A 26,548-nucleotide genomic window follows, 5' to 3' on the forward strand; every position below is an offset into this window, starting at 1 on the left:
GCCCCCTAGCCCCCACGTGAGGAGAGCACGCCGTGAGCAGTGACAGCGCACGAGTCGATTCGCAGAAGGCCCCCGAACCGGTGGGCCTGTACCCCCACGCCCGGCGCGTGGGCAACCTCCTGTTCCTGTCCGGCGTGGGCCCGCGCGAGCGCGGCACGAAGAAGATTCCCGGGGTGGAGCTGGACGCGGAGGGCAACATCGTCTCCTACGACATCGAGGCGCAGTGCCACTCGGTGTTCCGCAACGTCCGCTACATCCTGGAGGACGCGGGCGCGTCCTGGGACAAGCTGGTGGACGTGACGGTGTACCTCACCGACATGAAGAAGGACTTCCCCACCTTCAACCGGCTGTGGGCGGAGTACTTCAAGGACAACCCGCCGTGCCGCACCACGCTCGAAATCAACCGGCTGCCCACGCCGATTGCCATCGAGCTCAAGTGCATCGCCACCATCGGAGGTGAATGAATGGGCCGCCTGACCCCCATCAACTTCAAGAAGTGGATTGATGAGCACCGCCACCTGCTCAAGCCCCCCGTGGGCAACCAGCAGGTGTGGGAGGACCGGGAGTTCATGGTCACCGTCGTCGGCGGGCCCAACGCGCGCACGGACTTCCACATCAACGAGGGCGAGGAGTTCTTCTACCAGCTCGAGGGCACGATGAACCTGCGGGTCATCGACGAGGGCCAGGTGCAGGACATCCCCATCCACGAAGGGGAGATATTCCTGCTGCCGCCCAACGTGCCCCACTCGCCCCAGCGTCCTGCGGGCACGGTGGGCCTGGTGCTGGAGCGCCGCCGCCAGCCGAAGGAGCTGGACGGCTTCATGTGGCTGTGCCCGCAGTGCGGCGAGAAGCTCTACGAAGAGTTCGTGCATGTCACCAACCTGGTGACGCAGCTGCCGCCCATCTTCGAACACTTCTACGGCAACCCCGACAACTGCACCTGCAAGAAGTGTGGGACGAAGGTGGTCAAGGGAGGTCCTGCCCGTTGAAGGTCGACATCCACACGCACCTCCTCCCCGCCCACCTGCCGCGCTTCGCCGAGCGCTACGGCTACGGCGGCTTCATCACCCTGGACCACCACGCGCCCTGCCGCGCGCGCATGCTCCGGGATGACGGCAAGTTCTTCCGCGAAATCGAAAGCAACTGCTGGGACCCGGTGAAGCGCATCGAGGAGTGCGACGCGGCCGGCGTCCACGTCCAGGTGCTGTCCACGATTCCCGTCATGTTCGGCTACTGGACGAAGCCGGAGCACGGCGCGGACCTGGCGCGCTTCCTCAATGACCACCTCGCCTCCGTGGTGCACGCGCACCCCAAGCGCTTCGTGGGCCTGGGCACGGTGCCGCTCCAGTCCCCGGAGCTGGCGGTGCGCGAGCTGGAGCGCTGCGTGAAGGAGCTGGGGCTGGCCGGTGTGCAGATTGGCTCGCACGTCAACGACTGGAACCTGTCCGACCCGGCGCTGTTCCCCTTCTTCGAGGCCGCCAGCGCGCTGGGCGCGTCCGTCTTCGTCCACCCGTGGGACATGATGGGCGAGGCGAAGATGCAGAAGTACTGGCTGCCGTGGCTGGTGGGCATGCCGGCCGAGGTGTCGCTGGCCATCTGCTCCGTCATCTTCGGCGGCGTGCTGGAGCGGCTGCCCAAGCTGCGCTTCGCCTTCGCGCACGGCGGCGGCGCCTTCCCCCACACGCTCGGCCGGATTCAGCACGGCTTCGAGGCCCGGCCGGACCTGGTGGCCGTGGACAACAAGGTGCCGCCCCGGGACTACCTGGGCCGCTTCTGGGTGGACTCGCTGGTCCACGACCCGGAGGCGCTGCGCTACATCGTCCGGCTCTTCGGGCAGGACAAGGTGGCGCTCGGCAGTGACTACCCCTTCCCCCTGGGCGAGGACCGCCCGGGCACGCTCATCGAGTCCCTGACCGAGCTGGAGCCCGCCGCGCGGGAGCGGCTGCTCTGGCGCAACGCCTTCGATTGGCTGGGACGCGCCCCCGAGGACTTCGCACCATGACGACGCCGTACCCCTTCGAGGACTCCGAGGCCTTCGCGCGGAAGCTGGACGCGGAAGACGCGCTGCGCGGCTACCGCGACGCGTTCCACTTCCCGCCCGGCCCGGACGGCAAGCCGGTGGTGTACCTGGCGGGCAACTCGCTGGGCCTCCAGCCGCGCAACGCCGCGCGCTACATCCAGGAGGAGTTGGAGGACTGGGCGCGGCTGGGCGTGGAGGGACACCACCACGGCCGCCACCCGTGGCTGCACTACCACGAGCTCGTCACCGAGCATGCCGCGCGGCTGGTGGGCGCCAAGCCGTTGGAAGTGGTGGTGATGAACACCCTGTCGGTGAACCTGCACCTGATGATGGTGTCGTTCTACCGGCCCACGAAGCAGCGCTTCAAAATCCTGGTGGAGGCCGGCGCCTTCCCGTCGGACCAGTACGCCGTCGCCTCCCAGGTGCGCTTCCACGGCTACGACGCGCGCGAAGCCGTGCTGGAGCTCACGCCCCGCGCGGGCGAGGAGACGCTGCGCACCGAGGACATCCTCGCCACGCTGGAGCAGCACGGCCACGAGGTGGCGCTGGTGATGCTGGGCAGCGTGAACTACCTCACCGGGCAGGCCTTCGACCTGGCCGCGATTACGAAGGCCGCGCACGCCAAGGGCTGCTTCGTCGGCTTCGACCTGGCGCACGGCGCGGGCAACCTGAAGCTGTCGCTGCACGAAGACGGACCGGACTTCGCGGTGTGGTGCTCATACAAGTACCTCAACGCGGGCCCGGGCGCGCTGGGCGGCGTGTTCGTCCACGAACGGCACGCGAACACGAAGGACCTGCCCCGCTTCGAAGGCTGGTGGGGTCACGACAAGCAGACCCGCTTCCAGATGGGGCCCACCTTCAGCGCGCTGCCGGGCGCGGAGGGGTGGCAGCTCTCCAACCCGCCCATCTTCCAGCTCGCGGCGCTGCGCGCGTCCCTGGAGCTGTTCGACCAGGCCGGCATGGCGGCGCTGCGCGCCAAGAGCGAGCGCCTCACCGGCTTCCTGGAGTTCCTGTTGGACAGGCTGCCCGAGGGCTTCGTGCGCATCACCACGCCCCGGGACGTGAAGCAGCGCGGCGCCCAGCTGTCCCTGCGCTTCCGGGGCGAGCCCCAGGGCCTGCTGAAGCGGCTGGGTGACGCGGGCATCATCTGCGACTTCCGCAAGCCGGACATCATCCGCGCCGCACCCGCGCCGCTCTACAACTCCTTCATGGACGTGTACCGCTTCGTGAAGACGCTGGAGGGCCACGCCCGTGAGTGAGGCGCGCAAGGACACCGTCACCGTGGTGGGCGCGGGACTGGTGGGCTCGCTGCTCTCCATCTACCTGGCGCGCCGGGGCCACACCGTGGAACTGCTGGAGCGGCGCCCGGACATGCGGAGCGAGCTGGTCGACGCGGGCCGCTCCATCAACCTGGCCATCTCCACGCGCGGGCTGCACGCGCTGCGGCAGGTGGGCCTGGAAGACGAGGCGCTGAAGCACGCCATCCCCATGCGCGGGCGGATGATTCACCCGCCGCAAGGCGAGCTCGTCTACCAGCCCTACGGCAAGGACGACTCGCAGCACATCAACGCGATGTCGCGCGGGTGGCTGAACGCCTTCCTCATGACGGCGGCGGAGGCCACCGGGAAGGTGCGCATCCGCTTCAAGCAGCGGGTGACGGACGTGGACTTCGGCTCGGGCGCGCTCACGGTGCACGACGACGCCACCGGAGCGGCGCGCCAGGAGCCCGGCCGCGTGGTGTTCGGCACGGACGGCTCCGCCTCTGCCATCCGCCAGGCCCTGGAGAAGCGGCCGGACTTCCAGGGGACGCAGGAGCAGCTCGGCCACGGGTACAAAGAGTTGACGATTCCGGCGGGCCCCGGCGGCGCGTTCCAGATGGAGAAGCACGCGCTCCACATCTGGCCTCGCGGCACGTTCATGTTGATTGCCCTGCCCGACGAGGAAGGCAGCTTCACCTGCACGCTGTTCCTGCCCTGGCAGGGGCCGGTGAGCTTCGCGTCCCTGGACACGCCCGCGAAGCTGGAGGCGTTCTTCGGCGCGCAGTTCCCAGACGCGAAGGCGCTCATCCCGGACCTGGTGGAGACGTTCTTCTCGCGCCCCACGGGCAGCATGGTGACGGTGAAGGGCGCGCCCTGGCACGCGGGTGGGCAGACGCTGCTGCTGGGCGACGCGGCGCACGCCATCGTCCCGTTCTTCGGCCAGGGGATGAACTGCGGCTTCGAGGACTGCGTCGTCCTGGACCAACTGCTGGGACAGGGCGCCGGCTGGGAGCAGGTCTTCACGGACTTCGAACGCCTGCGCAAGACGAACGCGGACGCCATCGCCGACATGGCGGTGGAGAACTTCGTCGAGATGCGCGACAGCACCGGCGACCCGCGCTTCCTGTTTCGGAAGGCCGTGGAGAAGGTGCTGCTCAACGCCTTCCCGGGCGAGTTCGTCAGCCGCTACTCCCTGGTGAGCTTCAGCCACGTGCCTTACCGGCTGGCCTATCAGCTGGGTGCGCTGACGGACGGCATCGTCTCCGAGCTGAGCGAGGGCCTGCCGCGGGCGGAGGACGTGGACCTGAAGCGCGCGGCGGAGCTCATCCGGAGCCGGCTGACACCATTCATGAAGGAGCACGCTGATGGATTTCGGACTGAAGGGTAGGCGCGCGCTGGTGATGGGCGCGTCCGCGGGGCTGGGCTACGCCATCGCGGAGGCGCTGGTGAAGGAAGGCGCCACGGTGGCCATCTGCTCGCGCGGTGGCGACAAGCTGGAGCAGGCCGCCAAGAAGCTGGGCGCGGCGCTCGCGGTGCCGTGTGATTTGACGCAGCCCGGGGCCGCGAAGGCGCTGGTCGAAACCGTCAACGCGAAGCTGGGCGGCGTGGACGTCCTCGTGGTGAACACGGGCGGGCCCCCGGCGGGCGGCTTCGAGTCGCTGACGGCGGAGCAGTGGCAGCTCGGCTTCCAGAGCCTGTGGATGGCCGCGGTGGACGGCATCCAGGCGGTGCTCCCGGGGATGAAGGAGCGCCAGTGGGGCCGCATCGTCCTGGTGACGTCGCTGGCGGCGCGCGAGGCGATGAGCAACCTGACCATCTCCAACGGCCTGCGCGCGGGCCTGCTCGGGCTCGTGAAGACGGTGAGCAACGAGGTGGCGCAGCACGGCGTCACGCTGAACGCGGTGCTACCGGGCTACCACGCCACCGAGCGCATGCAGCAGCTCGGGCTGACGGATGAGAAGGTGGCGCCGCAGATTCCCGCGCGGAGGCTGGGCCGCCCGGAGGAGCTGGCCGCGCTCACGGCGTTCCTCTCCTCCGAGCAGGCGTCATACATCACCGGTCAGTCCATCGCGGTGGACGGCGGCGCGCAACGGGGCTTCTGAGCCAACGGACTCGGAGGCGGGTGCGCCCCCCCACACCAGGGAGCGCACGGCCTCCACCACCTTGCCCCACTCCGGAGCCTTGGGGTCGATGACCTCGAAGTGCCCCGCGCCCGGCAACGTGACGATGCGGACGTCGTCTCCCAGCTCACGGCCGCGCGCGCAGAAGTCCTCGCTCATCAACACGGGCACGGTGTCGTCCTCCGCGCCGTGGACGAGCACCTGGGGCACCCCGAGCGGCTGGAGCGCCGCGGGCGAGGCGGTGCGATAGCGCTCCGGCACCGAGGACGGCGTGCCGCCCAGGAACGTCTCCACGATGCCGTCCCCCAGCCGGTGCGCGAACGCGCGCGGCAGGTCCACGACGCCCGCCAGCGGCACCACGCCATGCAGGGGCAACGGCGCCGCACTGTAAAGCGCATCGCCGGGCCGCAGCCGGTGCCGGGCCCCCAGCCACGCCGCCAGGTGCCCTCCCGCCGAGTGGCCCAGCGCCACGACGCGTGAGAGGTCCAGCGCATGGGCCTGTGCGAGCGTGCGCAAGAAGTCCGTGCCGCGCGCCACGTCCTCCAGCGTGCCGGGCCAGCCACCGCCGTCGTGCCCCACGCGCCGGTACTCCAGGCTCCACGTCGCGAAGCCGCGCCGGGTCAGGTCCGCGCACAGGTGCCCGGCATGCTCCAGGTCGTACTTCGCGCGCCAGAAGCCGCCATGGATGACGACCACCACCGGGTGCGGCCCAGGCCCTTCGGGCATTCGCAGGTCCCCGAACTGGTGGGGCTCCCCGCCATACGCCATGCGCGCATCCGCGGTGGGAGCGGGCGTCTCCAGGACCCACATCGAGCTCATGCGGACATCCTACTCCGCGGCATCCGCCCGCCTGCCTGGGGCCGACCGGGAGGCCCGCCCCAGTGCCCACCGGCCATCCAGCCGAGGGCCCCCATGGCAGGCGCGAGTGTCATCCAGCGGGCTCCGAAGGTTTCATCGCCAAGATTTTATGCTCCACATCTTCGGATTTGGGCTTGATTTCCACTCTGCAAATGTAAATACCAGGGCCCACGGATTCATCCCGCCGCACCGACGGCGAAGAATCCGGCCTGGGAGGCACGAACAATGGACGCGAAGGGGCTACGGACGTTCCTGGAGATTCCCTACGACGAGCTCGAGGAGCGCAACCTCAAGGTCAAGGAGCAGCGCCTCAAGCACATCGCGCAGGAGAAGCTCCGTGACGAGCGCATCGAGTACCTGACGAAGGAACGCGCCATCAAGGCGGTCACCGTGTGCTTCACCGACCTCGAGGGTCGGCTGCACATGCTGGACTACGACAAGAAGTTCCTCATCAAGAGCGCCGACAACCTCACCTTCGACGGCTCCTCCATCCGGGGCTTCTCCGCGCAGCAGGAGAGCGACCTGCGGCTGAACATCGACTGGAGCGCCTTCTATTGGCTGCCCTCGGACATCTTCGGCCCGGGCAAGGTGCTGGTGTTCAGCGAGGTGCACGAGCGTGACGGCACGCAGTACCAGTCCGACCTGCGTGGCAGGCTGAAGCAGCTCACCGAGTCGATGTACCAGAAAGACGGCACGGTGGTTCACGCGGCGCCTGAAATCGAGGGCTTCCTCTTCAAGGGCCGCGACGCCGAGCACCACTTCCACGAGAAGGGCCACTTCGACTTCATCTCCACCGGCGGCTACTACCACTCGCTGCCCGGTGACGTGCTGCGCACGTTCATCGACAAGGTGGCCGAGGCCCAGCGCGCCATGGGCTTCCAGAACGAGAAGGACCACCCCGAGGTGGCGCCCAGCCAGTTCGAAATCAACTTCTCGTACAGCGAGGCCCTCATCGCGGCCGACCAGATTCAGCTCTACAAGCTGCTCAGCCGCCAGGTGGCCGCGCAGCTGGACTGCACCGCCAGCTTCCTCCCGAAGCCGGTGACGGGCGTCAATGGCAACGGCATGCACATGAACCTGTCGCTGTCCAAGGGCGGGAAGAACCTCTTCCACGACCAGAACGGCCCGGACGGCCTCAGCCCCATGGGCTGGGACTTCATCGACCGCATCCTCACCAGCGCGAATGACATCTGCCTCACGCTCAACTCCAGCGTGAACGCGTACCGCCGCCTGGACCCGCACTTCGAGGCCCCCAACCAGATCAAGGCCAGCGCCAACAACCGCGGTGCCATGGTGCGCATCCCCTTCGGCAACGAGCGCAGCGCGCGCATCGAGTGCCGCTCGGTGGCGCCGGACTCCAACCCGTACCTGGTGCTCTACACCCTGCTGCGCACCGGCCTGGAGGGCCCGCAGCCGCAGGAGGACGCGGAGACCAAGCGCAGCCGCACCCGCTTCCTGCCGGACAACATCTTCGACGCCATCCGCATCTTCAAGGGCAGCCAGTTCGTGGCGTCCATCCTGGGTGAGAACGTGCAGAGCAAGTTCGCCGAGCTCAAGACGACCACGGCCGAGCGCAGCCCGAAGCAGCTGGGCACCCGTGTGAAGTACTCAGAGGTCAAGTTCCACCACGAGGTCACCAACCAGTACCTCTGGAACCAGTTCTAGGAACGGACGTCCGCACCGCCGGATTTCAGGAGCCGCCGCCCTCCCGCGACATGGGGAGGCGGCGGCTTCGTCCGTTACAGCGGCTCGCTGCGAAGCGCCGCTGACGGCTCGGGAGCCCGGGGCCGCGACAGCCGCAGCAGCACCACGCCAGCGACGAGGGTGAGGGCCATGGTGACGCCTTCGCGCGGGTTGGCGCCGAAGGCCACCAACGTCAGCCCCAGCCCCAGCGCGGGCACCGCCAGCAAGGCGTGAAGCGGACGCAGCCCCCGCTCGCGCCGCCAGGCCAGCGCGGCCAGCGCGGCGGACGTGACGCCGTACTGCATCAGCACCGCGATGCTGGAGAGGGCGAACAGCTCCGACAGGTCGCCCAGGTTGACGAACAGCAGGACCAGCGCCCAGGTGACAACCAGCGCGCGCACCGGCACGCCTCCGGCGGACATCCCGTCCAGCCTCAGCAGCGTGTGCGCGCCTGACGCCAGCGCGGACAGGTAGCGCGGCGTCGTCACCATCATCCCCAGGCAGATGCCCAGCGCGGACACGCTGGTGCCCGCCTTCACCCACCCTTCGAGCCCGGGCCCGCCCCACACGCCCGCCGCCGCGGCCAACGGCGCGGCCTGAGAGGCCAGCTCCGGCAGCGCGGCCACGCACGCCCACACCAGGCCCACGTACAGCAGCACCGCCACCAGCAGCGAGCCCACCGTGGCCAGCGGCACGGTGCGCGACGACGAGCGCACCTGCCCCGCAATCACCGGGACGATTTCGAAGCCCTGGTAGGCGAACATCACCGTCAACCCCGCCCGCAACCACGACACGTCCACGGCCGGGCCCGCGGCCACCGCCGCGGAGGGAGGAGGCCCCGACAGCGCCAGGAAGGCCACCAGCAACGCGGCCAGCGGCAGCAGCTTGAAGACGGTGAGCGCCGTCCAGGCCCCTGCAGACACGCGGATGCCGGACGCCACCACGCCCGCCAGCGCCGTGACGAGGACGGAGGCGAGCACCGACTGCCCCAGGGCGCCCTCCAGGCCCAGGGAGGGTGCCACCGCCTGGGAGAGGCCCGCCACCACCGCGGCGGTGCTCAGGAACGCGCTGACGTAGGCCACCCACCCCACCAGGAAGGACGCCCGCTCTCCAAAGGCCGCGCGCGCGAAGAGGACGGGCCCGCCGTCCTCGTCGAAACGCCGGCCCAGCACGGCGAAGGCCAGCGCCACCGGTATCAACGCGAGCCCGGTGAGCGCGAAGGCGGCAATGGCGCTGGCCCCCGGCGCCAGCGCGGCGACCTCCGCCGGGGCGAAGAAGATGCCGACGCCGACGATGCCATTGACGCCGAGCGAGAGGAGCTGGAACGGCCCCACCGGACGCGACGCGGATGCGGAGGAAGGAACCGGCACGGAGGTAGTTCACTACACCTGAGCGCCGGACACCAATGCACCGGGTGGCCCCCCGATATGGTTTTGGGCGCCGAGCGTTTCGGCCCGACATCCAGGCCGTTTGCCTGAAGCACGGCTCTGAGGAGGGTTCGATGCGGCTTCACGGTGCGCTGATGGGACTGACTCTGATGTGCGCTGGCTGCGCGACGCTGAGCCGGGGTTTCGGCGCCACGGCCAACGAGGACACGGGCGAGTACGAAACGCCGGAAGAAGAGCTGGTGTACATCGTCCCCGCCGAGGACGCGATGATGGTGGCGCGCCGCATCCTGGAAGAGCAGCGCTACGACGTCATGGAGAAGGAAGGCGGGCTGGAGATGTTCTCCTCGGCCCATGAGCCCGGAAAGAACATGCCGGGCCTGCGCACCATCGAGCGCTACTACATCAAGGGCGAGCGGCTGGGGCCGCGGCAGACCGTCGTGCGCGTCTTCCGGCTCAGCTACAACGAGATGGATACCCAACTGGAGATTCCGCCACAGGCGGCGGGCAAGCGGGAGGCGGCCATGTTCGCCGCGCTGGATGCCCATCCCTTTGACGCCACGCGGGACGCCTTCACCTACGCGAACGGACCCAGTGGTCCCCGGGCGGTGCCCATGGAGGACCCGTTCAAGAACGCGCCGGGCATGGAGCGCATGCGAATGGTGCGCGGCGTGCGCGACCTGGACATCGAGCGGACCTTGCTGCAGCGGCTGGAGATGGTGCCCGCGCTGGAGCTGGTGGGCAGCAACGCGCCCGTGCCCATCCGCTCCGTGACGCCAGAAGGAGGACAGACGGAGCAGGCGCCGCAGGCGCCGGAGTGTGGCACCCCGGTGGACGGCGCCGGCCCGCTGATGGCGCCAGGGCACGTGCTGCTGCTGGCGGACCCCCTGGGCACGCGGGAGTTGCCCGCGGCGGCGCTGCGGATGCTCTGTGAAGCCACGGCCCAGGGCCTGCCGGTGACGCTGGCCCTGTCGCTGCCCGCCTCCGAGCAGCCGCTGCTGGAGACCTACCTGGCGAGCCCGGGCCAGCACCAGGACCTCCAGACGATGATGAGCGAGAGCCCCTTCTGGCGCCGCACCTATCAGGACGGCCGCAGCAGCAGCGCCATGCTCTGGCTCATCGAACAGGCACGCCGGCTGCGCGCCTCTGGCAAGGACATCTCCGTGGTGGCCTTCGACGCCGAGAAGGCCCAGGGCAACGAGCGTGAGGCGGAGATGGCCCAGCACCTGCTGGCCCACCAGCAGACACGCGCCCAGGCCTGGACGCTGGTGCTCGCGGGTGGCACGCACGTGCGGACTGCGGGCGTGAACTGGGACAGCGACTATGCGCCGCTGGGAGCGCGGCTGGCCCAGGTCCTCCCGTCGGTGCGCGCGCTCGACGTGGGCTTCACGCGAGGCACGCAGTTCTCCTGCCGCTTCAACGTCTGGGACTCGGTGGAGTGCAACGTGTTCGCCATCAGTCCCACGAAAGAGGTCCGGCAGAAGCCCGACATCGCCTCCGGGGTGCGGCTCTTCCCGCAGCCGCTCGCGGAGGGCTTTCATGGCCGCCTCTACGTGGGGGCGCTGAGCGCGTCACCTCCGGCGCTCCATCGGCTGGCCCCCACCCCCGCCGCCCCGACACTGCCCGCCACCTCGCCGTAGCAACGGCAAGTCCTGCCGGGGTTGGCAAGCCTTGCCGCACCGGAATGGCGCGGGCGCGGCAATATCTGCTTCACCTGCCATGGATTCCCAGGCACGGACGCCGTGCAATGGCTGGCATCCGGGTTGCTCTTCCCCTGCTCGCCACGCTCCGCCGGCCCGCATGACGCGGTGCCGCGACGAGGGCGTGCAGCCAGGAAGAGCTCCATGAAGAAGTCGCTTTCGTTCGTGTCGAAGTCCGTTGCCGCGCTCGCGATGCTCAGCACCCTGCCCGCCTTCGCGGGGACCGCGACCTACTCGGGCGCGCTCTGTACGTCGGTCTCGGGCTTCCACAACCCGACCGTCTTTCGCAGTGGCCGCCTCCTCAATTCCAACGCGAACACGCTCGAGGTCGTCTGCCCGATTCAGCGCAACATCGCCGCGCCCTCCTTCTCTGAATCGCTGTCCGTCAGCGTCACCGCGCTGGACCCGCACCTGACGGAGAACGTCTGCTGCACCGCGACGGTGGCCGAGAAGGACGGCTCCTCCCTGGCTTCGTCCTCCGCGTGCTCCAGCTGGGGTGCGGACACGGCCAACCACAACTCCTTCTCCATCAACCTCCCGTCGGTGTTCGCGGGCGTCAACGGCTACGTGAGCCTGCGCTGCGTGCTGCCGGGGCAGTACACCAGCGGCTCCAGCACGTACGCGTCCGTCCTCGCCAGCTTCGTCGTCACGGAGTAGCCACCATGCGACAGGTTCGTTGGGGAATCCTGGGTCTGGCCACGGCCGCCGTTGCCGCCGCCAGTGGGTGGAGCATGTGGGGGGCCACGCCCGAAGCCCCACCGGCGCGCGCGGAAGCCGCCGAGGCCCGGCCCGGGTCCCCAGCGGACCTGACGTCGGAGGTGCGGGCCTTGCGCGCGGAGCTGGAGGCGCTGCGCCGGGGACACGGGCACCTGCTGCAACGCGTGGAGTCGGTGGGGCGCCCCGCGCCGCTGCCCGTGCCCGAGGAGGCGGCAGCGCCCGCAACCCGGGCGGCAGCGCCCACCGCGCAAACCCTGGCCACGCTGGAGGTTGCTCGCGAGGAGCGGCGACAGGAGTTGGAAGCCGAGCTGCAGGCCGCCGCCCATACCGAGCCGCGTGACAGGGAATGGGCGGGACAGACGGAGACGCTCGTCACCCGTGCGTTCAGCGGTCCGGACTTCGCGGGCTCACGTCTGACGCGCGTGGACTGCCGCACCCGGATGTGTGTGCTGGAGGTGGAGCATGACGCGGCCGAGGCACGCGCGGAATTGCTGTCATCCCTGATGAGGGTGAACGGCCTGCAGGGGCAGGCGGTGATGCGGCTCGCGGACGATGGAAGCCGGCTGGCCTCGCGCATCTACCTGTCGCGTGCGGGTGAGTCTCTTCCCATGACGCTGCGGCCATGAGCCAGCCAGCCGTGTGGAATCCGAGCCGGCGCATGCCCGGGCGGGCCCCCGGTTGCCCGGTCCAGTGTGGGCGTGCCAGCATTCCCAGGCCCGACATGGCCCATTCACAGCCCAGTGCCCGCGACACGCGCCCTCTTGGGAGCGCGCCGGAATCATCAGACTCCGGCGCCTCGTATCTCCTGGTGTTGGAGGGAGATTCGACGTCTCGGTTCTCCCTTCCCGCCGAAGGCGTGGTGCTGGTGGGCCGCGACGAACAGGCGGACCTGTGCCTGCGCGACGACAGCGTGTCACGCCGCCATGCGCGTCTGGTGTTGACGGAGGAAGGCGCGCGTCTGGTGGACCTGGGCAGCCACAACGGCACCACCCTCAACGGCCGCCCCGTGGACACCGCGCAGCCCCTGCTGTCCGGTGACGTGGTGTCCTTTGGCGCGGTGGTCGCGGTGGTGCGCACGCGTGCACGCGCCGCTCCCGCGCACGCCCCGCTCCAGGCGGAACGGCTGATGGCGCGGCTGCGAGAGGAAGCGGAACGCGCCTTGCGGTATGGCCGGCCGCTCACCGCGCTGGTGCTCGCGCTGCCGGAGCAGGGCTGCGTGGGACACGAAGCCGCGGAGGCCTTGCTGGCGGCGGAGGCGGGCCCCGCGGAAGCCGCGGGCTGGCTGGACGGCTCTCACCTGCTGTGGATGATGCCCGAGGTCTCCGGAGAGCCGGGCGAGGATGGCCTGGGCGAGCGCGTCGGCGCGCTGCTGGCCGCATGTCCCCAGGGGCGCCTGGGCATCGCGACCTGCCCTTCGGATGGCTGCGACGCGGAGTCCCTGGTGGCGGCGGCGCGTGCAGCGGCCCGGACCGCGGTGTCCGGTGCGTGGGCGCCCGCGGCGGAAGGCATCACCCGCCTGACCCTGGCGGACCGCGCCGTGCTGGTCGCGGACCCCGCCATGGCGCAGCTCTACGCGTTGCTGCGCAGGCTGGCGGCCAGTGAGCTGCCCGTGCTGGTGTGCGGCGAAACGGGCGTGGGCAAGGAGAACGCCGCCTTCGCCGTGCACCACTGGTCTCCGCGCTCGGACAAGCCCTTCATCGCCATCAACTGCGCGGCCCTGCCGGAGGGGTTGGTGGAGAGCGAGCTCTTCGGCCATGAGCGCGGCGCCTTCACGGGGGCCAACACCGCCCGCGTGGGCCTGTTGGAGAGCGCCCAGGGCGGCACCGTCTTCCTGGACGAGGTCGGCGAGCTGCCTCCCTCCGCGCAGGCCAAGTTGCTCCGCGCGTTGGAGGTCCGCCGCATCACCCGCGTGGGCGACGTGCGAGAGCGCCCCATCGACTTGCGCGTGGTGGCCGCCACGCACCGGGACCTGGAAGCGGAGGTGGCCGCGGGGCGGTTCCGGGAGGACTTGTACTTCCGGCTCGGCGCGGCGACGGTGCTGCTGCCACCGCTGCGAGAGCGCCCGCGCGAGGTGCCACTCCTGGCGCGCGACTTCCTGGCCCGGGCGTGCCAGTCGCTGGGCCGTGAGGAGATGGAGCTGTCCGCGGGCACGCTGTATGCCCTGTCCCGCCATGCGTGGCCCGGCAACGTGCGCGAGCTGCGCAACCTGATGGACTACGCGGCGGCCGCCGTGCCGGAGAACGTGGTGGAGCCGCACCACCTTCCCTCGCGCATGCAGCCTCGTGGCGCCAGCGCGCCCGCGCAGGACCTGGGACCGCCTCCCGCGGTGGCCGAACGGGTGTCGCCCCAGAAGACGCGGGTTCCCCTGGCCCAGGAGATTCGAGACCTGGAGCGCCGCCGCATGCAGGAGGCGCTCGAAGAGGCAGAGGGCGTCCAGACTCGCGCGGCGGCGATGATTGGCATGCCCATCCGGACCTTCTCGTTCAAGCTGAAGCAGCTCGGACTGCAACCTCGCACCTCTCGCAAGGGGTCGCCCATCGGATGAAATCCTCCTCCGGGCGATTGGATCCCCCCGCGGAGTTCGAGGAGTACCGGCTGCTGCGCCCCCTGGGGCACGGCGCCATGGGACAGGTGTTCCTGGCGCAGGACACGCTGTTGGACCGGCAGGTGGCGGTGAAGTTCATCGCCACGGCGCAGGGACGGCTGCCGGACGCGGCGGCGCGCGCGCGCTTCTTCCAGGAGGCGCGCGCCATCGCCCGGCTCCAGCACCCCAACGTGGTGGCCATCCACCGCGTCGGCGAGGTGCGCGGTCAGCCCTACCTGGTGTCCGAGCTCATCCGAGGAGAGCCGCTGGACCGGTTGCAGCGGCCGGTGGATGCACAGCGGGCGCTCGCGTTGGGCCTTGGGCTCGCCAGAGGGCTGGCCGCGGCGCACCGGCGCGGCATCCTCCACCGGGACATCAAGCCCGCCAATGCCATCCTGTCCGAGGACGGCGAGGTGAAGCTGCTCGACTTCGGACTCGCGGAGTCCGCGTTCGCGGAGGAGGCGCTTCCTGCCTCGGCGGCGGGCGCGGACGTTCCGACTTCGCCGGGGCCGAGCCCCAAAGACACTCGGCCGATGCCTGGGCCACGGCCCGTGGATACCCAGCCCCTCCCCGTGCCGGATGTCACGGATGCTGTGTCCTCGCCGGGCCCTCGTCCCACGGACACCCGGCCGCTCTCCGTCATGCAGGGGCGCGATACCGGCCCACGTCTCGGCACCGAAGCAAGCGACGCCCCGTCGCCGCACGCCGATGAGGCCCGCCAGGATTTCGTTCCAGGCACGCCGCTCTATCTCGCGCCCGAGCTGTGGCGCGGTGAGCCCGCCAGCCGGGCCAGCGACGTCTATGCGCTGGGCGTCCTCCTCTACGAACTGTGCGCGGGCCACGCGCCCCATGAGGGCGTACCGTTGGAGCAGCTCGGGGCCGCGATACAGGAGCGCCCCCCGCTCCCCCTCGCCGAGCGTGCACCCGGAGCGTCGCCAGCCTTCGCCGCCATCGTGGACCGATGCGTCGACGCGGACCCGGCCCGGCGCTACGAGTCGGGTGACGCACTTCGGGAAGCACTCGAAGCGCTGAGCACGCCCACGCGCGCCAGTGCCATCCCCGCTGGCAATCCCTACCTGGGCCTGCGGGCCTTCGGTGCCGCGCACCGGAGCGTCTTCTTCGGCCGCGAACCCGAGCTGCGAGAGGTCCTGGACCGGCTGCGCGGCGACACCTTCGTCCTGCTGGCGGGCGACTCCGGCGTGGGCAAATCCTCGCTGTGCCGGGCAGGCATTCTCCCTGCTGTCAGCCAGAGCGGCCTGGAGGATGGCGGGCCCGCATGGGCAGTCATCTCCGGGACACCCGGGCGCCGTCCGCTGGAGACATGGGTGGAGCTGCTGGCCCCCGTGGTCGGAGAGAGCGCGGATGCCTTGCGCGCACGCCTCGCCGCCGAGGAGCCCGGCGTCCTGGCCCGAGCCCTGCGCCGCCGGCCCACGAACGCGCCTCCCCTGCTCCTCTTCATCGACCAGCTCGAGGAGCTCGTCACCTTCTCGGAGCCCACGCAGGCGGCCCGGCTCGCCGAGGAACTGGCCCTGGTGCTGCGCCGCTCGCCCCGCTTCCGCCTCCTCGCCACCGCTCGCAGCGACTGCCTCACACGGCTGGTGGCCCTCCCGGGTCTGGGTGATGAACTGCCGCGCGCGCTCCACCTGCTGCGCGCCCTCTCCGAACACGGGCTGCGAGAAGCCGTGGCGGGCCCCCTCCGCGTGCTGGGCATGCGCTTCGAAAGCCCCGCCATGGTGGACGCCCTGGTCGCCTCCGCGGCCCGGGCAGAGGGAGGACTGCCGCTGCTCCAGTTCGCGCTGGAGGCACTCTGGGAGGCACGCGATTCCCAGCGCCAGCTCATCCCCGCCGCCGCACTGGAGGCCCTGGGCGGCGTGGAAGGCGCGCTGGCCCGTCACGCGGACGCCGTGGTCGCCCGTCTCCGGCCCGAGCAACGGCCTCGCGCCCGGGCAATGCTCCTGGAGTTGGTGACGCCCGAGGGCACGCGCCTGCGCCGCACCCAGGAGGAGCTGCTGCGGGGCCCCGACGACGACGCCGGACGCGCGGTGCTGGACGGACTGGTGCGCGGCCGGTTGCTCACCGCGGGCGAGGCGGAGGACGGAGACGGCGTGTACACGCTGGCCCACGAGAGCCTCGTCACCGGCTGGGACACCCTGCGCGGGTGGTTGGGGCAGGACGAGCAACGCCGCGCCGTGCGCATGCGCCTGGAGCGCGCCGCCGCGGAGTGGGAGCGGCTGGGCCAGCCGCCCGAGCTGCTCTACGGCGAGCGGCAGCTCACCGAGAGCCGCGCCGCGGGCCTTTCCCATGTCGAGAAACCCCGGGAGCGAGACTTCCTCTCCCGCTCACGAAGGGCCGTGCGTCGACGTCGGGCGACGCGCTGGCTGGCCGTGGCCCTGGTGCCCCTGGTGCTGGGAGGCGTGGTGGGCGTCACTCGCGTGCAGGCCCGGGCGCACCTGGATGCCCGCATCAACCGCCACCTGGACGAGGCCCAGGCGCAGCAGGTCGCGTTGGACATGCACCGCGCCGAGCTGGACCAACTGAGCGCCGAAGCCTTCACCCTGTTCGACACGCCGGGCCCTCAGAACCGCGAAGCGGCCGAAGCCGTGTGGAGCCGCGCCCAACAGACCCGGCAGGCGGTGGAGGAGACCGCGCTGCGCGCCATGTCGGAGCTGGAGGCCGCCTGGGGTCTGGCGCCCGGAAACCCTCGGGTGAGCCCGCTCATGGCCAACTTGTTGGTAACGCGCGTGGAGTTCGCCGAACAGGAACGCCAACCCGAGCAGCGCGCGCAGTGGCTCGCGCGGCTCGGGGCCCATGACCCCATGGGCGAGCTGCGCCGGGGGCTGACGGCACCGGCACGGCTGACGCTCACCAGCGAGCCCGCGGGCGCTCGCGTGCGGCTGCTGGAGCCCACGCCGGAGGGAGAGCCCGTCCCGGGACGCGACCTGGGACAGACGCCCCTGCACGAGGAGGCACTGCCCGCGGGGTCCCACCTCCTGGTGCTGGAAGCGCCGGGCCGGTTTCCGGTGCGCGTCCCCGTGCTCCTCGCATCCGGCGAGCGGCTGGCGCTGGACGTGCCCCTTCCAGCCGCGGAGTCGGTACCCGAGGGCTTCGTGCACATCCCCGCCGGACGCTTCCTCCAGGGCGCGTCGGAGAGCGAATACCTGCGGCGTGCCTTCTTCTTCGCGCCGCCACTGCATCGGGTGGACACGGACGCGTACCTCATCGCGCGGCACGAGGTGACGTTCGCGCAGTACATCGCCTTCCTGGAGACGCTGCCCCCGGAGGAGCGCGCCGCGCGGATGCCGGGCTCGCGCCGCCGCCTCACCGTGGTGGACCTGGCCCACGAGCCGGATGGCCGCTGGCGGCTCACCCTGCGCCCCGCGTCCGCCAGCTACAGCGTGAGGGACGGTGAACGACTGCGCTACGGCAAGCGGGACCGCCGGCAGGAGCAGGACTGGCTGCGCTTCCCCGTGTCCGCCGTCTCCTTCGACGATGCCCTGGCCTACGTGGCGTGGCTGGACCGCACCGGCCAGGTACCGGGCGCGCGCATGTGCACGGAGCGGGAGTGGGAACGGGCCGCGCGAGGCGCGGACGGCCGCCGCTACCCCGCGGGCGACTGGCTGGCGCCGGACGACGCCAACCATGACGCCACCTATGGCCGGGAGCCCTGGGGCTTCGGCCCCGACGAAGTGGGCAGCCACCCGCGCTCGCGGAGCCCCTTCGGCGTGGACGACCTGGTGGGCAACGTGTGGGAGTGGACGCGCTCCGACGTGGACCCGGAGAAGCCGTCCGCCCAGGGCGGCAGCTGGTACCAGAGCGACCTGACGGCCCACACCGCCAACCGGGACCGCGTGGAGCGGACGCAGCGAGAGGCCCTCATCGGCTTTCGCGTCTGCGCCACGCCGCGCCCCTGAACGGGCGTCCCCTGCCGGCAATCCCTGCCAGCCCCCTGGCAATCCTTGCCGTCCATTCCTGCTCGCAACGCATGCCAGGACACGGCTGCCTGCAAGTCCTGCCAGGGACACCAGCCACCGGGCGGCACGCGCTGAGTGGCATGGCGGATGCTCTGTCACCGCGTACTCCACGATGACCGAGGTGTCTCACGTGACGCTCCGCCTCCGCATGCTCCCGCCCTGTCTCGCCCTCTACCTGCTCGCCGCCTGCGCGCCCCCCGTGGACGAAACGGACACGGCGCTGACCCAGCAAACCTTCGCGGGTGACGAGGACGACCCCGACTCCCACTCCCAAGGCACCCAGCTCCACGCAACGCCCGTGCGCACCGTGATGTACGACGAAGCGCTCGTGCAGCACGACGGTGCGCTCCGGGTCGCCACCCTGAAACTGATGCGCGGGGAAATCGTGGCCAACATGCCCCTCTCCGTGGATGGCACCACGCCGAGCCTGATGTTTTGCGCCGGGGGGGCGCCCGCGAACGAGACGCGCGGCTGTGGCTTCATCGTGGACGGGCAAGGCGTCTGTTCGCCAGGAAAGGCCGTCGCGCTCATGGGAGGCGACAGCGGCTCCCTTCGAAACCGGTGTACGGGAGCCCCTGTGGTCCGCGTCTGCGCGGGCGAAGCCCCGTGCGAGCACCAGGGGCCGGGCTATCTCGCCTCCGCCAACAGCAGCTTCTCCCTCAACAACTGCCCCGCCGTCACGTTCACCTGTCCCTCCAGCGGCGTGTACACCGCGCTCGCGGGGCCGGGCACGCCCAACACCACCTGGGTGATGCAGCTGACGAGCCGGTCGAGCACCTACCCCACGACACGCAAGGTCCTCCGAGGCGAGGAGCTGATTGGCGCGCGGCTCCGTCAGCCGTCCACGGGCCCCGCCCTGGTGGTCGAGGACGTCATCAACGGGAACGCGCTCCCCAACACCGAAGGCTCCGGCATGTGGGAGCCGAGCGGGCACACCTTCCTCTACCAGGTGCGCTACACGACGGCGTCCGTGCCCCTGTGCCCGACTGGGGCGAACTGGGCCGTGCCCGTGAAGGGACTCTTCGACCTGCAGGGCACCCGGTACGAGAGCCCCCGGGGCTTCACGCTGGGCTGCGACGCGGGCGTCATCGCCAAGTGCTACCGCTGGGGCTACCAGCCGTGGCTGGACGGCGCGACGCCCGGGCCCGTCACCGAGGCGCACTGGTCCTGCACCCGCATGGCGCGCGCCGACTACTGTGGCCAGGGAACGTCCTTCACCCTGGACGGCACCCGCATCCGTCCCTGGGACGCCCTGACGCCGGCCATCATCTCCGCGCCCTCGCCGGACTCCAGCTCGAATGACCTGACCTTCGAGGCAGGTTGGAACACCGCGGGCCCCGCGTGCCTCAGCCACCTGCGCTGGAAGCACCTGACCGCGCCCTGCGTGCCGCTCAATCCCCCCATCTATGATGCGAACGGCAACATCGTGAACGACTGCAGGGACCCGAACACGCCCTACGCCCCGGGCAAGTGCGCGGAGATTTGCGACGACGCAGACCAGGCGGCCCGGTACTACGGCAGCCGCGTCTTCAATCAATCCGCCATCAACACGCCCTGACTCACGTCCCCGCGAGGCGGTCCCAGTCCTCCTCACCCTGGAAGACGTGCACCGCCAACCGCTCGCACACGGCCTGGTGCGAGCGCGCGGCGGCGCCGCCCACCCAGACGGGCAGCCCCCTGGGCAGCGCCTGCCTCAAACGCGTCAGGGTGTCCTCGAAGGCCTCGGCGCTCCGGCTGGCCACCGTGGACAGCCCCACGAAGTCGGGCCGCAGCGCCAGTACCGCGCGGCCCAGGTCCTCCACGGGAACGCGCTGCCCCAGCAGCGTCACCCGCACGCCCAGGTGCCGCAACCGCAGCGCCGCTCCCAGCAGGCCCATCTCGTGCTCCTCTTCCGGAAAGCACGCCAGGACGCCATGCCGGTGCCGCCCCAGGGGCGCCGCGTGCAGCAGGCTCACCAGCCGCGCCCGCACCATCTGCGACACCAGGTGCTCCTGCGCCACCGTCAGCGTGCCCGACTCCCAGCGCTCGCCCACGTCGCAGAGCAGGGGCGCCAGCACCTCATCGAAGGCCTTGAGCGGGGGCAGCGCGGCCAGCACCTCGTCGAGCACGTCCGACACGCGCGGCTGGTCATACGCCTGGGCGGCGGCGAGCACGGACTCCCGCCACGTCTCCGCATGAAGCCGCGCATCGGGGCTGGCACCCCGCCCCGCGGCTGCCGCCTCCAGCCCCTCCATCAACTGAGGCAGCAGCTTCGCCGCCTCGCTGATGGCCACGCCTTCGTCGGTCAACCGCTTGAGCTGCTTGAGCACCGCCACGTCCCGGTCCGTATAGGCGCGGTAGCCCGCGGGGGTGCGGCGCGGCGTGAGCACGCCGTAGCGGCGCTCCCAGGCCCGGATGAGCTCCACCCGGACTCCTGCCAACTCCGCGGCGATGTTGATTCGATAGGTGCGCTCAGCCATGTCGCTACGGCAAGACTACGGGCGATTCTGAGCGTTGCGCACCTGGTTCCAGATGGCCACCAGCTCTTCCGACGACTCCGCGTACTGCGCGCCGAGCGAGAAAATGGCCTTCAGGTGCTCGCGAGCCCCCCGCCCGCCGACGACCACGGGAAAGGGCGCGCAGGCCCGGAGCGCGCCTTCCAGGACGGACGCGAACTCCTCCGGCGCACGGGCGCGCACGAAGGACAGCGCCACCACGTCCGGCCGCACCTGCACGCAAGCCCCCTGCAGCGCCGCCGCCGGGGTGTCCGCGCCCAGCATCGTCACCCGCCACCCCTTGCGCTTGAGGTGGATGCCCAGCACCAGCAGGCCGCCTTCGTGGTGGTCCCCCGCCGGACAGGCGAGCAGGGCACGGGGGCCGGCAGGCGCGGGGGACAGAGCGTCATACACCTGCCGCAGACGCTGGCGGATGAGGGCGGAGGCCAGGTGCTCCCGCGCGACGTCCAGCCGTACGCCCATCTCCCGCAGCAGGGGCAGCAGGAAGCCGTCACAGTAGGCCTCCACGTCCATGACGGTCTGCGCGTCATCCAGCACGCGCGTCACCTCGTCCCCTTCCAGGGCCCCCACGGAGGACCAGAAGCGCTCGCTCAAGCGCTCGGCTTCGGGCTGCTCGCGCGGCGGCTCCATCTTCACCTGGGCGATGGCCTCGCTCACCGACAGGCCTTCCTCCTGGATGAGCCGGGCCACACGGCGGACGGCCTCCACCTCCTCGCGCGAATAGACGCGGTAGTTGTTGCCTTCGCTTCGCAGCGGACGCGGGAAACCGTAGCGCCGCTCCCAGGCGCGCAGCGTCGCCTCGCGGATGCCCGTCATGCGCGCGATGGTGCGGATGCGCAACGTCATGACGCCAGCCCCCGGGCCGCGTCCCAGCGCTCCGCCACGCCTCGCGCACCGGACACCCTGCGCGTGAAGCCCTCCATGGACGTCACCGCCGCCAGCCGCCGCACCACCGTCTCCAATCCCTCCTGGAAGACGGACATGTCACCGGGCGGATGCGGGGTGCCCACCTCCAGCAGCACGTCTGGACGCTCGTGTTCAAAGAAGCCGTAGCGCACCGCGATGGGCAGGCACTCCACCTTCGACACCCGCGCCAGCAGCTCCACGCCCCGCTCCAGTCGCAGTGGGAGCACGCCGAAGGGGCGGTGCTCGCCCTCCGGAAAGACGAACACCACCGCGCGGGGCTTGCGCAGCAACTCCTTCGCGTAGCGCAGCGACGCCACCGGCGACGTCGCGTCCTTGCGCCGGATGCTGAAGGCGCCAATGCGCGTGAGGAAGCGGTAGCGGCGCAGGTTCTCCTCATCCATGAGGCAGTAGCCGTCCCAACCCGCCGTCTGGCAGAGCTGGTTGAGCACGAAGCCGTCCCACCAGTTGGAGTGGTTCAGGTACACCAGCCGGCCCGGCCCTCCCGGCGGAAGCGCCCCACGCACCCACAATCCCCGGAACGCCGAGCGGAACTTCCATCCGATGTACCGGTCCCACGCCCAGCCCAGCGGACCGCCTTTCGCCGCGTGAATCACGACGCCCGGGCCTCCCCCAGCAGCGCCACCAACCCGGTGAACAGCGCCAGGCCCAGCGACACCAACACGCTGGTCATCAGGAAGAAGACCACCTCTTCCAGCGGCACCACGCCCAGGTACACGCCCAGGTGCTTGCCTTCACCGAAGTTCCAGATGCCGGTGGAGATGGCCAGGTGGTCCGCGATGGACAGGTACAGCCCCATGATGAAGGCCGGCGGCAGCACCGCCTTGAGCACCGCGCCAGAGCGCTCCTTGTAGTGGCGCACCAGCACCACCAACTGGAAGGCGATGACCGGCAGCGTCCAGCCCAACAGGTGGATGAGGTATGCCCACTTCGTCTCCATCATGGCGCCACCTCCCGAGCCGTCAGCGCGCCGTCAGCGCGCGCCCCCGTCTCCGCCGCGGGCCGAGTCGCCTGGGCATCCGGCGCCAGCGCACGCGCCAGCCGGGCCTGGGCCCACAGCCCCACCAGCAGCGTCTGCAGGCCGAAGAAGAGGTACTCCTCCAGAGGCAGGTACCCCAGCTTGATGCCCCAGATGCGCTCGGGGTCGAAGCCCCACAAGCCCCACTTCACCGCCAGGTTGTCCCAGGGCGACGTCGCCGCGTACACGACGATGAGCAGGAGCCCCATGGGCGCCAGGCTCCTGGCCGTGAAGGTGCGGCGGTAGCGCCACGCCAGGAAGAGAATGGGCACCACCACGAACAGCCCGAGGAATCGCGCGTACGTCATCCGGGTCCTCCACTCAGCTCCGGAGCCACCCGTATCATTCGGCCTCCGGGTCGCACCGCATAGGTCTGCCCTCGCCACGTCACCGTGCCCTGCCGCCACAGCGAGCGCAGGAAGGCCGCCAGCAAGAGCGCTTCGCCCAACAACCAGTCCGTCACCGCGTAGGCCCTCCCCGCGTCCGCCGCCGGCGCGTGGAGCCCGGCCAACCGCAGCGCCAGCAAGGTCCGCACGGCCACCAATCCCACCACCGAGCCCGCCAACACGGGCGACCCCAGCGCCGCGGCCAGCACCGTCAGCGGCAGCGTCGGCGTGAAGAGCAGCGGCACCGTGGGATACAGCGCGGGCCGGTGACTGGCCAGCACCTGCATCCAGCGCGTGAAGCGCGACAGGGGCGCCGCCCAGGGCACCTCGGCGTCCAGGGGAACCACCGCCGGGGCGCGACTCAGCACCACGTCCAGTCCCTGGGCGTGAAGACGCCTGGCCAGCTCCAGGTCCTCGCCGATGTGGTCCGCGAGCCGCCGCAGCGACTCCACGGCCACGGGAGACAAGCCCAAAGCCTTGCCACACACGGCCTTGGCCCCCGCGCTCATCGCATCCAGGGCCCGGAAGCTGTGGTGGGTGTAACGCAGGAGGCCCGCCATGGCCCGGCTCGCGCCGTCCCGAGGCCCGACTGGCAGCGGCGCCGCGGTGCTCAGCGCGGCGCCCGCGGCCACTGGCACGGCCAGGCCTTCCACCAGCGCGCCCGTCACCGCCACGTCCGCGTCCACCGACAGCACCACCCGGTCGCCCACGGGCAACACGTCCAGCGCATAGAGCAGGTGTCCCACCTTCCGGTTGGGCGTCAGCGGATCGCTGGGAAGCCACCGCACGCCCGGGGCGAGCCGGGGACGGTAGGGCGACACCACCACCTGCTCCAACGGCCCGGCGTAGTCGATGGACTGTGCCAGATTCTCCAGCTCTCGAGGCGTGGGCGCGTCCACCGGGCGCAGCAGCAACACGGGCGGCAGCGCGCCGGGCCGGGGAGCGGCGCCCGCCCGTGCGCGCGACAGACGCACGCACGCCACCGCGCTGAAGCCCGTGGCCACGGCGCACCACGCCAGGGATGCGAGGACGAGCGCGCTCATGCCGCCCGTCCCATGCGCGTGCGGAAGTGCGCCATCCAGCGGATGAAGGGCGAGTGGAAGCGACGGAAGTCCGCCACCTCGCCCAGGGAGTCCAGAGGCCCCTGGCGCGCCTCCAGCCGCGCGTAGAAGGGCGACGACTCCAGCAGCTTCGGCTGTCCCACCACCACGTTGCCCGCGTGCAGGCGTGACGGCACGCGCAGGCCCCAGCCGGTGATGTGGGTGGGCCGCGCCTCCACCAACGCGGGGCCCCGTTCGCAGCGCACTCCGCGCGCGCCCGCCACCACTCGCAGCGGCGCGACACCTTCAGGCAGGTGGTAGTCCACCACCGTCTCGTCCTCGCGGTGCGTGCGAGCCCAGTGCCACCCCGACAACCGCGCGCCCAGCAGCTCTCCGCCGTGGTTGGTGTCGTGGTAGCCCAGGCCGCGCGCCTCGATGCCCAGCGAGGACACCTCCAGCCGGGCCTGCGAACGAGGCGCCAGCGCCTGCCAGTAGTGCGGCAGCCCCGGCATGAGCTGCACCACCTCGCCCACGGGCGTCATCGGCTCCAGCGTCAGGCTCGCGCGCACGGGCCGGCCCCACGGCGCCGTCCCGTCGTCCACGGCCATCCGCACCGTGCCGTCCCCCTCATACGACAGCGTGGAGCGACCGATGCGCAGCCGGCCCGGAGCATCCAACTCCGCGCGCGCGTACTCGCTGAGGACCCACAGCCGCCGCACACCCGCGTGGTACAGCGCGAAGTTCACCGCGCTGTGCTCCAGCGGCCGTCCGCCCCGCCGCGCCGCCACCGAGTACCGGGGCGAGAACAGCGAGCCCAGCATGAAGATGCACACCGCGCTGTAGGGCCCCGCGGTGACGTCCGCATAGAACCAGCGGTAGGTGCCCGCCGCGTCTGGCAGGGCGGGGAGTTTCGCCAGGCACATCATGCGTCCCTCCGGAGGTGCTGCGAGGCCAGCTCCGCGGCGAAGCGACCGGACAACATCACCAGCGGCACGCCGCCGCCTGGATGCGTGCCGCCGCCCGCGAAGAACAGGCCCGGCGTGTTGCCGCGGATGCGCGGTCGGCGGAAGGGGCCGAACTTCCCGTGCGGCAGGAAGCCGTAGATGGAGCCGCCCGGAGCGCCCTGCGCGGCCAGGTCCACCGGCGAGCGCTGGCCGATGACACGCACACGCCCCTTGAGCGCCGGATAGTGTCGGCACAGGCGCTCCAGCATCTGCGCCTTCACGCGCTCGGCGCCTGCGTCCCAGTCGCGGGTGGCCTGCTCCGCGCCGCGTGCGTCCACGGGCAGCGCGGGCGCGTTCACCATGACGAACAACCCGGTGCGGCCCGGAGGCACCATGCTCTCGTCGGTGGCGGAGGGGTTGCAGAAGTACACCGTCGGGTCGGACGCGAGCTGTCCGCCGAACAGCTCGTCGAACTCGCGCCGGTAGTCACCGCCGAAGAGCACCGTGTGGTGCGGTAGAGCCATGCGGCCCTCCACCTCCAACAGCAACACGAAGCCAGACAGCGCCAGCGGCTCCTCCGCGCGAGCGAGCCGCTCCAGCGGGTCCGCGTTCACCACCACGCTGTCGAAGCGCTCCGTGCCCTCCTCCGGGCCCACCTGGTAGCCCTCGCGCGTGCGCTCGAAGCGAGCCCGCGTGTCCAGGTGGATGCGCACGCCCAGCCGGCGCACGGCCTGCCCCAGCGCCTCCACCAGCGCGCCGATGCCGCCGCGGACGTGGTGCACGCCATAGGCATGCTCGATGTGGGGAATCAGCGCGAAGGCCGCGCTGGCCTCGTAGGGTGACGCGCCCGTGTACGTGGCGAAGCGGCCCACGTACTGCCGCAGGTGGTCCGTCTTGAAGTGCCGGGCCGCCAGCTCGTGCAGCGTGCCCATCTTCATCCCCGCCATGACGGCCCCCACGCCGCGCTTCGCCACGCGCGTCATGAAGCCCGCCATGCCCTCGAAGGGCGCCTCCAGGTATGGCTCGCCCGCGGCCCGCCAGATGGCCGCGGCCTCCGTGTAGAAGCCGCGGATGCCGTCGCGCTCACCCGGGCGGACACCCGCCGCGCTCTCCGCCATCCGCTCCACGTCCTTGTAGGCCGTGAAGTCACACCCGTCCTCGAAGCGGTAGGCGCACTGCGGCTCCAGCTCCGTGAAGCGGGGCAGCAGGTCCTCGGCGCCCAGTTGCTGGAAGGTGCCACGCACCAGGTGCGGCAGCGTCAGCAACGTGGGCCCCGTGTCCAGGGTGATGCCATTCACGGTGACGGCCTGGGCCTTGCCGCCCAGCGAGGCGCCCCGCTCGAACAGCGTCACCTCATGCCCGTCCTTCGCCAGCAGCCCGGCGGCCGTCAGTCCACCGATGCCGCCGCCCACCACCGCGACGCGGGTGCGCTTCATGCTCCACC

General features: G+C 71.0%; 23 protein-coding genes. 13 read left to right on the forward strand and 10 right to left on the reverse strand.

The window, feature by feature from the left end; genetic code table 11:
* Positions 1-32 precede the first annotated feature (32 nt).
* From BLU09_RS03575 to BLU09_RS03600, 6 genes are read left to right on the forward strand one after another with little or no spacing between them, the layout of a single operon-like run.
* Entirely contained in the window at positions 33-464 is a 432-nt protein-coding gene (locus tag BLU09_RS03575; protein WP_011551041.1) for a RidA family protein, read from the forward strand.
* Positions 465-989: a 3-hydroxyanthranilate 3,4-dioxygenase gene (gene nbaC / locus BLU09_RS03580; RefSeq protein ID WP_011551040.1), complete on the forward strand. Its 525-nt coding sequence runs from the start codon at positions 465-467 to the stop codon at positions 987-989.
* Complete coding sequence (locus tag BLU09_RS03585) at positions 986-2,002, forward strand: amidohydrolase family protein (RefSeq protein WP_090485410.1); 1,017 nt, start codon at positions 986-988, stop codon at positions 2,000-2,002. The genes nbaC and BLU09_RS03585 overlap by 4 nt, the downstream gene beginning before the upstream one ends.
* The gene (gene kynU / locus BLU09_RS03590) at positions 1,999-3,279 is read left to right on the forward strand and encodes a kynureninase (protein ID WP_090485413.1); all 1,281 of its coding nucleotides are present in this window, start codon (positions 1,999-2,001) and stop codon (positions 3,277-3,279) included. Before BLU09_RS03585 ends, kynU begins: the two co-directional genes overlap by 4 nt.
* Positions 3,272-4,666 carry an FAD-dependent oxidoreductase gene (locus tag BLU09_RS03595; RefSeq protein ID WP_090485416.1) on the forward strand — a complete coding sequence of 465 codons (1,395 nt, stop codon included), beginning with the start codon at positions 3,272-3,274 and terminating at the stop codon, positions 4,664-4,666. Before kynU ends, BLU09_RS03595 begins: the two co-directional genes overlap by 8 nt.
* Positions 4,644-5,381: an SDR family oxidoreductase gene (locus BLU09_RS03600; protein ID WP_090485419.1), complete on the forward strand. Its 738-nt coding sequence runs from the start codon at positions 4,644-4,646 to the stop codon at positions 5,379-5,381. The genes BLU09_RS03595 and BLU09_RS03600 overlap by 23 nt, the downstream gene beginning before the upstream one ends.
* Here the strand turns inward: BLU09_RS03600 and BLU09_RS03605 are convergent.
* On the reverse strand, positions 5,325-6,218 hold the full coding sequence (locus BLU09_RS03605; protein WP_090485422.1) for an alpha/beta hydrolase family protein: 894 nt from the start codon (positions 6,216-6,218) through the stop codon (positions 5,325-5,327). The two genes, BLU09_RS03600 and BLU09_RS03605, sit on opposite strands and share 57 nt — an antisense overlap.
* 264 nt (positions 6,219-6,482) lie before the next feature.
* Between BLU09_RS03605 and BLU09_RS03610 the strand changes: the two genes are divergently transcribed.
* Positions 6,483-7,922: a glutamine synthetase family protein gene (locus BLU09_RS03610; protein WP_090485425.1), complete on the forward strand. Its 1,440-nt coding sequence runs from the start codon at positions 6,483-6,485 to the stop codon at positions 7,920-7,922.
* 74 nt (positions 7,923-7,996) lie between these two features.
* Here BLU09_RS03610 and BLU09_RS03615 read toward each other — a convergent pair whose 3' ends face one another.
* On the reverse strand, positions 7,997-9,274 hold the full coding sequence (locus BLU09_RS03615; RefSeq protein WP_090486979.1) for an APC family permease: 1,278 nt from the start codon (positions 9,272-9,274) through the stop codon (positions 7,997-7,999).
* Positions 9,275-9,441: 167 nt separating this feature from the next.
* On the opposite strand from BLU09_RS03615, the gene BLU09_RS03620 reads away from it, so the two are divergent.
* The 6 genes from BLU09_RS03620 to BLU09_RS03645 all read left to right on the forward strand — a co-directional run bounded on the left by BLU09_RS03620 (position 9,442) and on the right by BLU09_RS03645 (position 19,855).
* On the forward strand, positions 9,442-10,965 hold the full coding sequence (locus tag BLU09_RS03620; RefSeq protein WP_090485428.1) for a hypothetical protein: 1,524 nt from the start codon (positions 9,442-9,444) through the stop codon (positions 10,963-10,965).
* 204 nt (positions 10,966-11,169) lie between these two features.
* Positions 11,170-11,682 (forward strand): hypothetical protein, encoded by a 513-nt coding sequence (locus tag BLU09_RS03625; RefSeq protein ID WP_090485431.1) that lies wholly within the window; start codon positions 11,170-11,172, stop codon positions 11,680-11,682.
* A 5-nt stretch (positions 11,683-11,687) separates the two neighbouring features.
* Positions 11,688-12,368, forward strand: a complete 681-nt coding sequence (locus BLU09_RS03630; RefSeq protein WP_090485434.1) for a hypothetical protein — start codon at positions 11,688-11,690, stop codon at positions 12,366-12,368.
* A 182-nt stretch (positions 12,369-12,550) separates the two neighbouring features.
* Complete coding sequence (locus BLU09_RS03635; protein WP_090485437.1) at positions 12,551-14,287, forward strand: sigma 54-interacting transcriptional regulator; 1,737 nt, start codon at positions 12,551-12,553, stop codon at positions 14,285-14,287.
* Positions 14,284-18,237, forward strand: a complete 3,954-nt coding sequence (locus BLU09_RS03640; protein WP_090485440.1) for an nSTAND1 domain-containing NTPase — start codon at positions 14,284-14,286, stop codon at positions 18,235-18,237. Before BLU09_RS03635 ends, BLU09_RS03640 begins: the two co-directional genes overlap by 4 nt.
* Before the next feature lie 190 nt (positions 18,238-18,427).
* Positions 18,428-19,855 (forward strand): ADYC domain-containing protein, encoded by a 1,428-nt coding sequence (locus BLU09_RS03645; protein WP_244171384.1) that lies wholly within the window; start codon positions 18,428-18,430, stop codon positions 19,853-19,855.
* Position 19,856: 1 nt separating this feature from the next.
* On the opposite strand, the gene BLU09_RS03650 is transcribed toward BLU09_RS03645, so the two are convergent.
* The 8 genes from BLU09_RS03650 to BLU09_RS03685 are packed head-to-tail and all read right to left on the reverse strand — an operon-like array spanning position 19,857 to position 26,540.
* A complete protein-coding gene (locus BLU09_RS03650; protein WP_090485447.1) occupies positions 19,857-20,756 on the reverse strand; it encodes a MerR family transcriptional regulator in 900 nt (299 codons plus the stop codon).
* A 15-nt stretch (positions 20,757-20,771) separates the two neighbouring features.
* Entirely contained in the window at positions 20,772-21,638 is an 867-nt protein-coding gene (locus tag BLU09_RS03655; RefSeq protein WP_090485450.1) for a MerR family transcriptional regulator, read from the reverse strand.
* Positions 21,635-22,312, reverse strand: a complete 678-nt coding sequence (locus BLU09_RS03660; protein ID WP_011551023.1) for a lysophospholipid acyltransferase family protein — start codon at positions 22,310-22,312, stop codon at positions 21,635-21,637. Before BLU09_RS03660 ends, BLU09_RS03655 begins: the two co-directional genes overlap by 4 nt.
* Positions 22,309-22,659, reverse strand: coding sequence for a lycopene cyclase domain-containing protein (locus BLU09_RS03665; RefSeq protein WP_090485453.1), 351 nt, complete (start codon positions 22,657-22,659; stop codon positions 22,309-22,311). The genes BLU09_RS03660 and BLU09_RS03665 overlap by 4 nt, the downstream gene beginning before the upstream one ends.
* The gene (locus BLU09_RS03670; protein ID WP_090485456.1) at positions 22,656-23,042 is read right to left on the reverse strand and encodes a lycopene cyclase domain-containing protein; all 387 of its coding nucleotides are present in this window, start codon (positions 23,040-23,042) and stop codon (positions 22,656-22,658) included. Before BLU09_RS03670 ends, BLU09_RS03665 begins: the two co-directional genes overlap by 4 nt.
* A complete protein-coding gene (locus BLU09_RS03675) occupies positions 23,039-24,163 on the reverse strand; it encodes a glycosyltransferase family 2 protein (protein ID WP_090485459.1) in 1,125 nt (374 codons plus the stop codon). Before BLU09_RS03675 ends, BLU09_RS03670 begins: the two co-directional genes overlap by 4 nt.
* A complete protein-coding gene (locus tag BLU09_RS03680) occupies positions 24,160-25,086 on the reverse strand; it encodes a carotenoid 1,2-hydratase (RefSeq protein WP_090485462.1) in 927 nt (308 codons plus the stop codon). The genes BLU09_RS03675 and BLU09_RS03680 overlap by 4 nt, the downstream gene beginning before the upstream one ends.
* The gene (locus tag BLU09_RS03685) at positions 25,083-26,540 is read right to left on the reverse strand and encodes a phytoene desaturase family protein (RefSeq protein WP_090485465.1); all 1,458 of its coding nucleotides are present in this window, start codon (positions 26,538-26,540) and stop codon (positions 25,083-25,085) included. The genes BLU09_RS03680 and BLU09_RS03685 overlap by 4 nt, the downstream gene beginning before the upstream one ends.
* Between the last annotated feature and the right edge of the window lie 8 nt (positions 26,541-26,548).

Source organism: Myxococcus virescens, from assembly GCF_900101905.1.
GTDB lineage: Bacteria > Myxococcota > Myxococcia > Myxococcales > Myxococcaceae > Myxococcus > Myxococcus virescens.

What these genes read in the sequence shown, in the direction of transcription:
- BLU09_RS03640 (WP_090485440.1), top strand. Translation starts at nt 14,284, where the DNA reads ATGAAATCCTCCTCCGGGCGATTGGATCCCCCCGCGGAGTTCGAGGAG.
- BLU09_RS03625 (WP_090485431.1), top strand. Translation starts at nt 11,170, where the DNA reads ATGAAGAAGTCGCTTTCGTTCGTGTCGAAGTCCGTTGCCGCGCTCGCG.
- BLU09_RS03605 (WP_090485422.1), bottom strand. Translation starts at nt 6,218, where the DNA reads ATGAGCTCGATGTGGGTCCTGGAGACGCCCGCTCCCACCGCGGATGCG.
- BLU09_RS03610 (WP_090485425.1), top strand. Translation starts at nt 6,483, where the DNA reads ATGGACGCGAAGGGGCTACGGACGTTCCTGGAGATTCCCTACGACGAG.
- BLU09_RS03655 (WP_090485450.1), bottom strand. Translation starts at nt 21,638, where the DNA reads ATGACGTTGCGCATCCGCACCATCGCGCGCATGACGGGCATCCGCGAG.
- BLU09_RS03630 (WP_090485434.1), top strand. Translation starts at nt 11,688, where the DNA reads ATGCGACAGGTTCGTTGGGGAATCCTGGGTCTGGCCACGGCCGCCGTT.
- nbaC (WP_011551040.1), top strand. Translation starts at nt 465, where the DNA reads ATGGGCCGCCTGACCCCCATCAACTTCAAGAAGTGGATTGATGAGCAC.
- BLU09_RS03685 (WP_090485465.1), bottom strand. Translation starts at nt 26,540, where the DNA reads ATGAAGCGCACCCGCGTCGCGGTGGTGGGCGGCGGCATCGGTGGACTG.
- BLU09_RS03650 (WP_090485447.1), bottom strand. Translation starts at nt 20,756, where the DNA reads ATGGCTGAGCGCACCTATCGAATCAACATCGCCGCGGAGTTGGCAGGA.
- BLU09_RS03670 (WP_090485456.1), bottom strand. Translation starts at nt 23,042, where the DNA reads ATGACGTACGCGCGATTCCTCGGGCTGTTCGTGGTGGTGCCCATTCTC.
- BLU09_RS03680 (WP_090485462.1), bottom strand. Translation starts at nt 25,086, where the DNA reads ATGATGTGCCTGGCGAAACTCCCCGCCCTGCCAGACGCGGCGGGCACC.
- BLU09_RS03665 (WP_090485453.1), bottom strand. Translation starts at nt 22,659, where the DNA reads ATGATGGAGACGAAGTGGGCATACCTCATCCACCTGTTGGGCTGGACG.
- kynU (WP_090485413.1), top strand. Translation starts at nt 1,999, where the DNA reads ATGACGACGCCGTACCCCTTCGAGGACTCCGAGGCCTTCGCGCGGAAG.
- BLU09_RS03675 (WP_090485459.1), bottom strand. Translation starts at nt 24,163, where the DNA reads ATGAGCGCGCTCGTCCTCGCATCCCTGGCGTGGTGCGCCGTGGCCACG.
- BLU09_RS03600 (WP_090485419.1), top strand. Translation starts at nt 4,644, where the DNA reads ATGGATTTCGGACTGAAGGGTAGGCGCGCGCTGGTGATGGGCGCGTCC.
- BLU09_RS03620 (WP_090485428.1), top strand. Translation starts at nt 9,442, where the DNA reads ATGCGGCTTCACGGTGCGCTGATGGGACTGACTCTGATGTGCGCTGGC.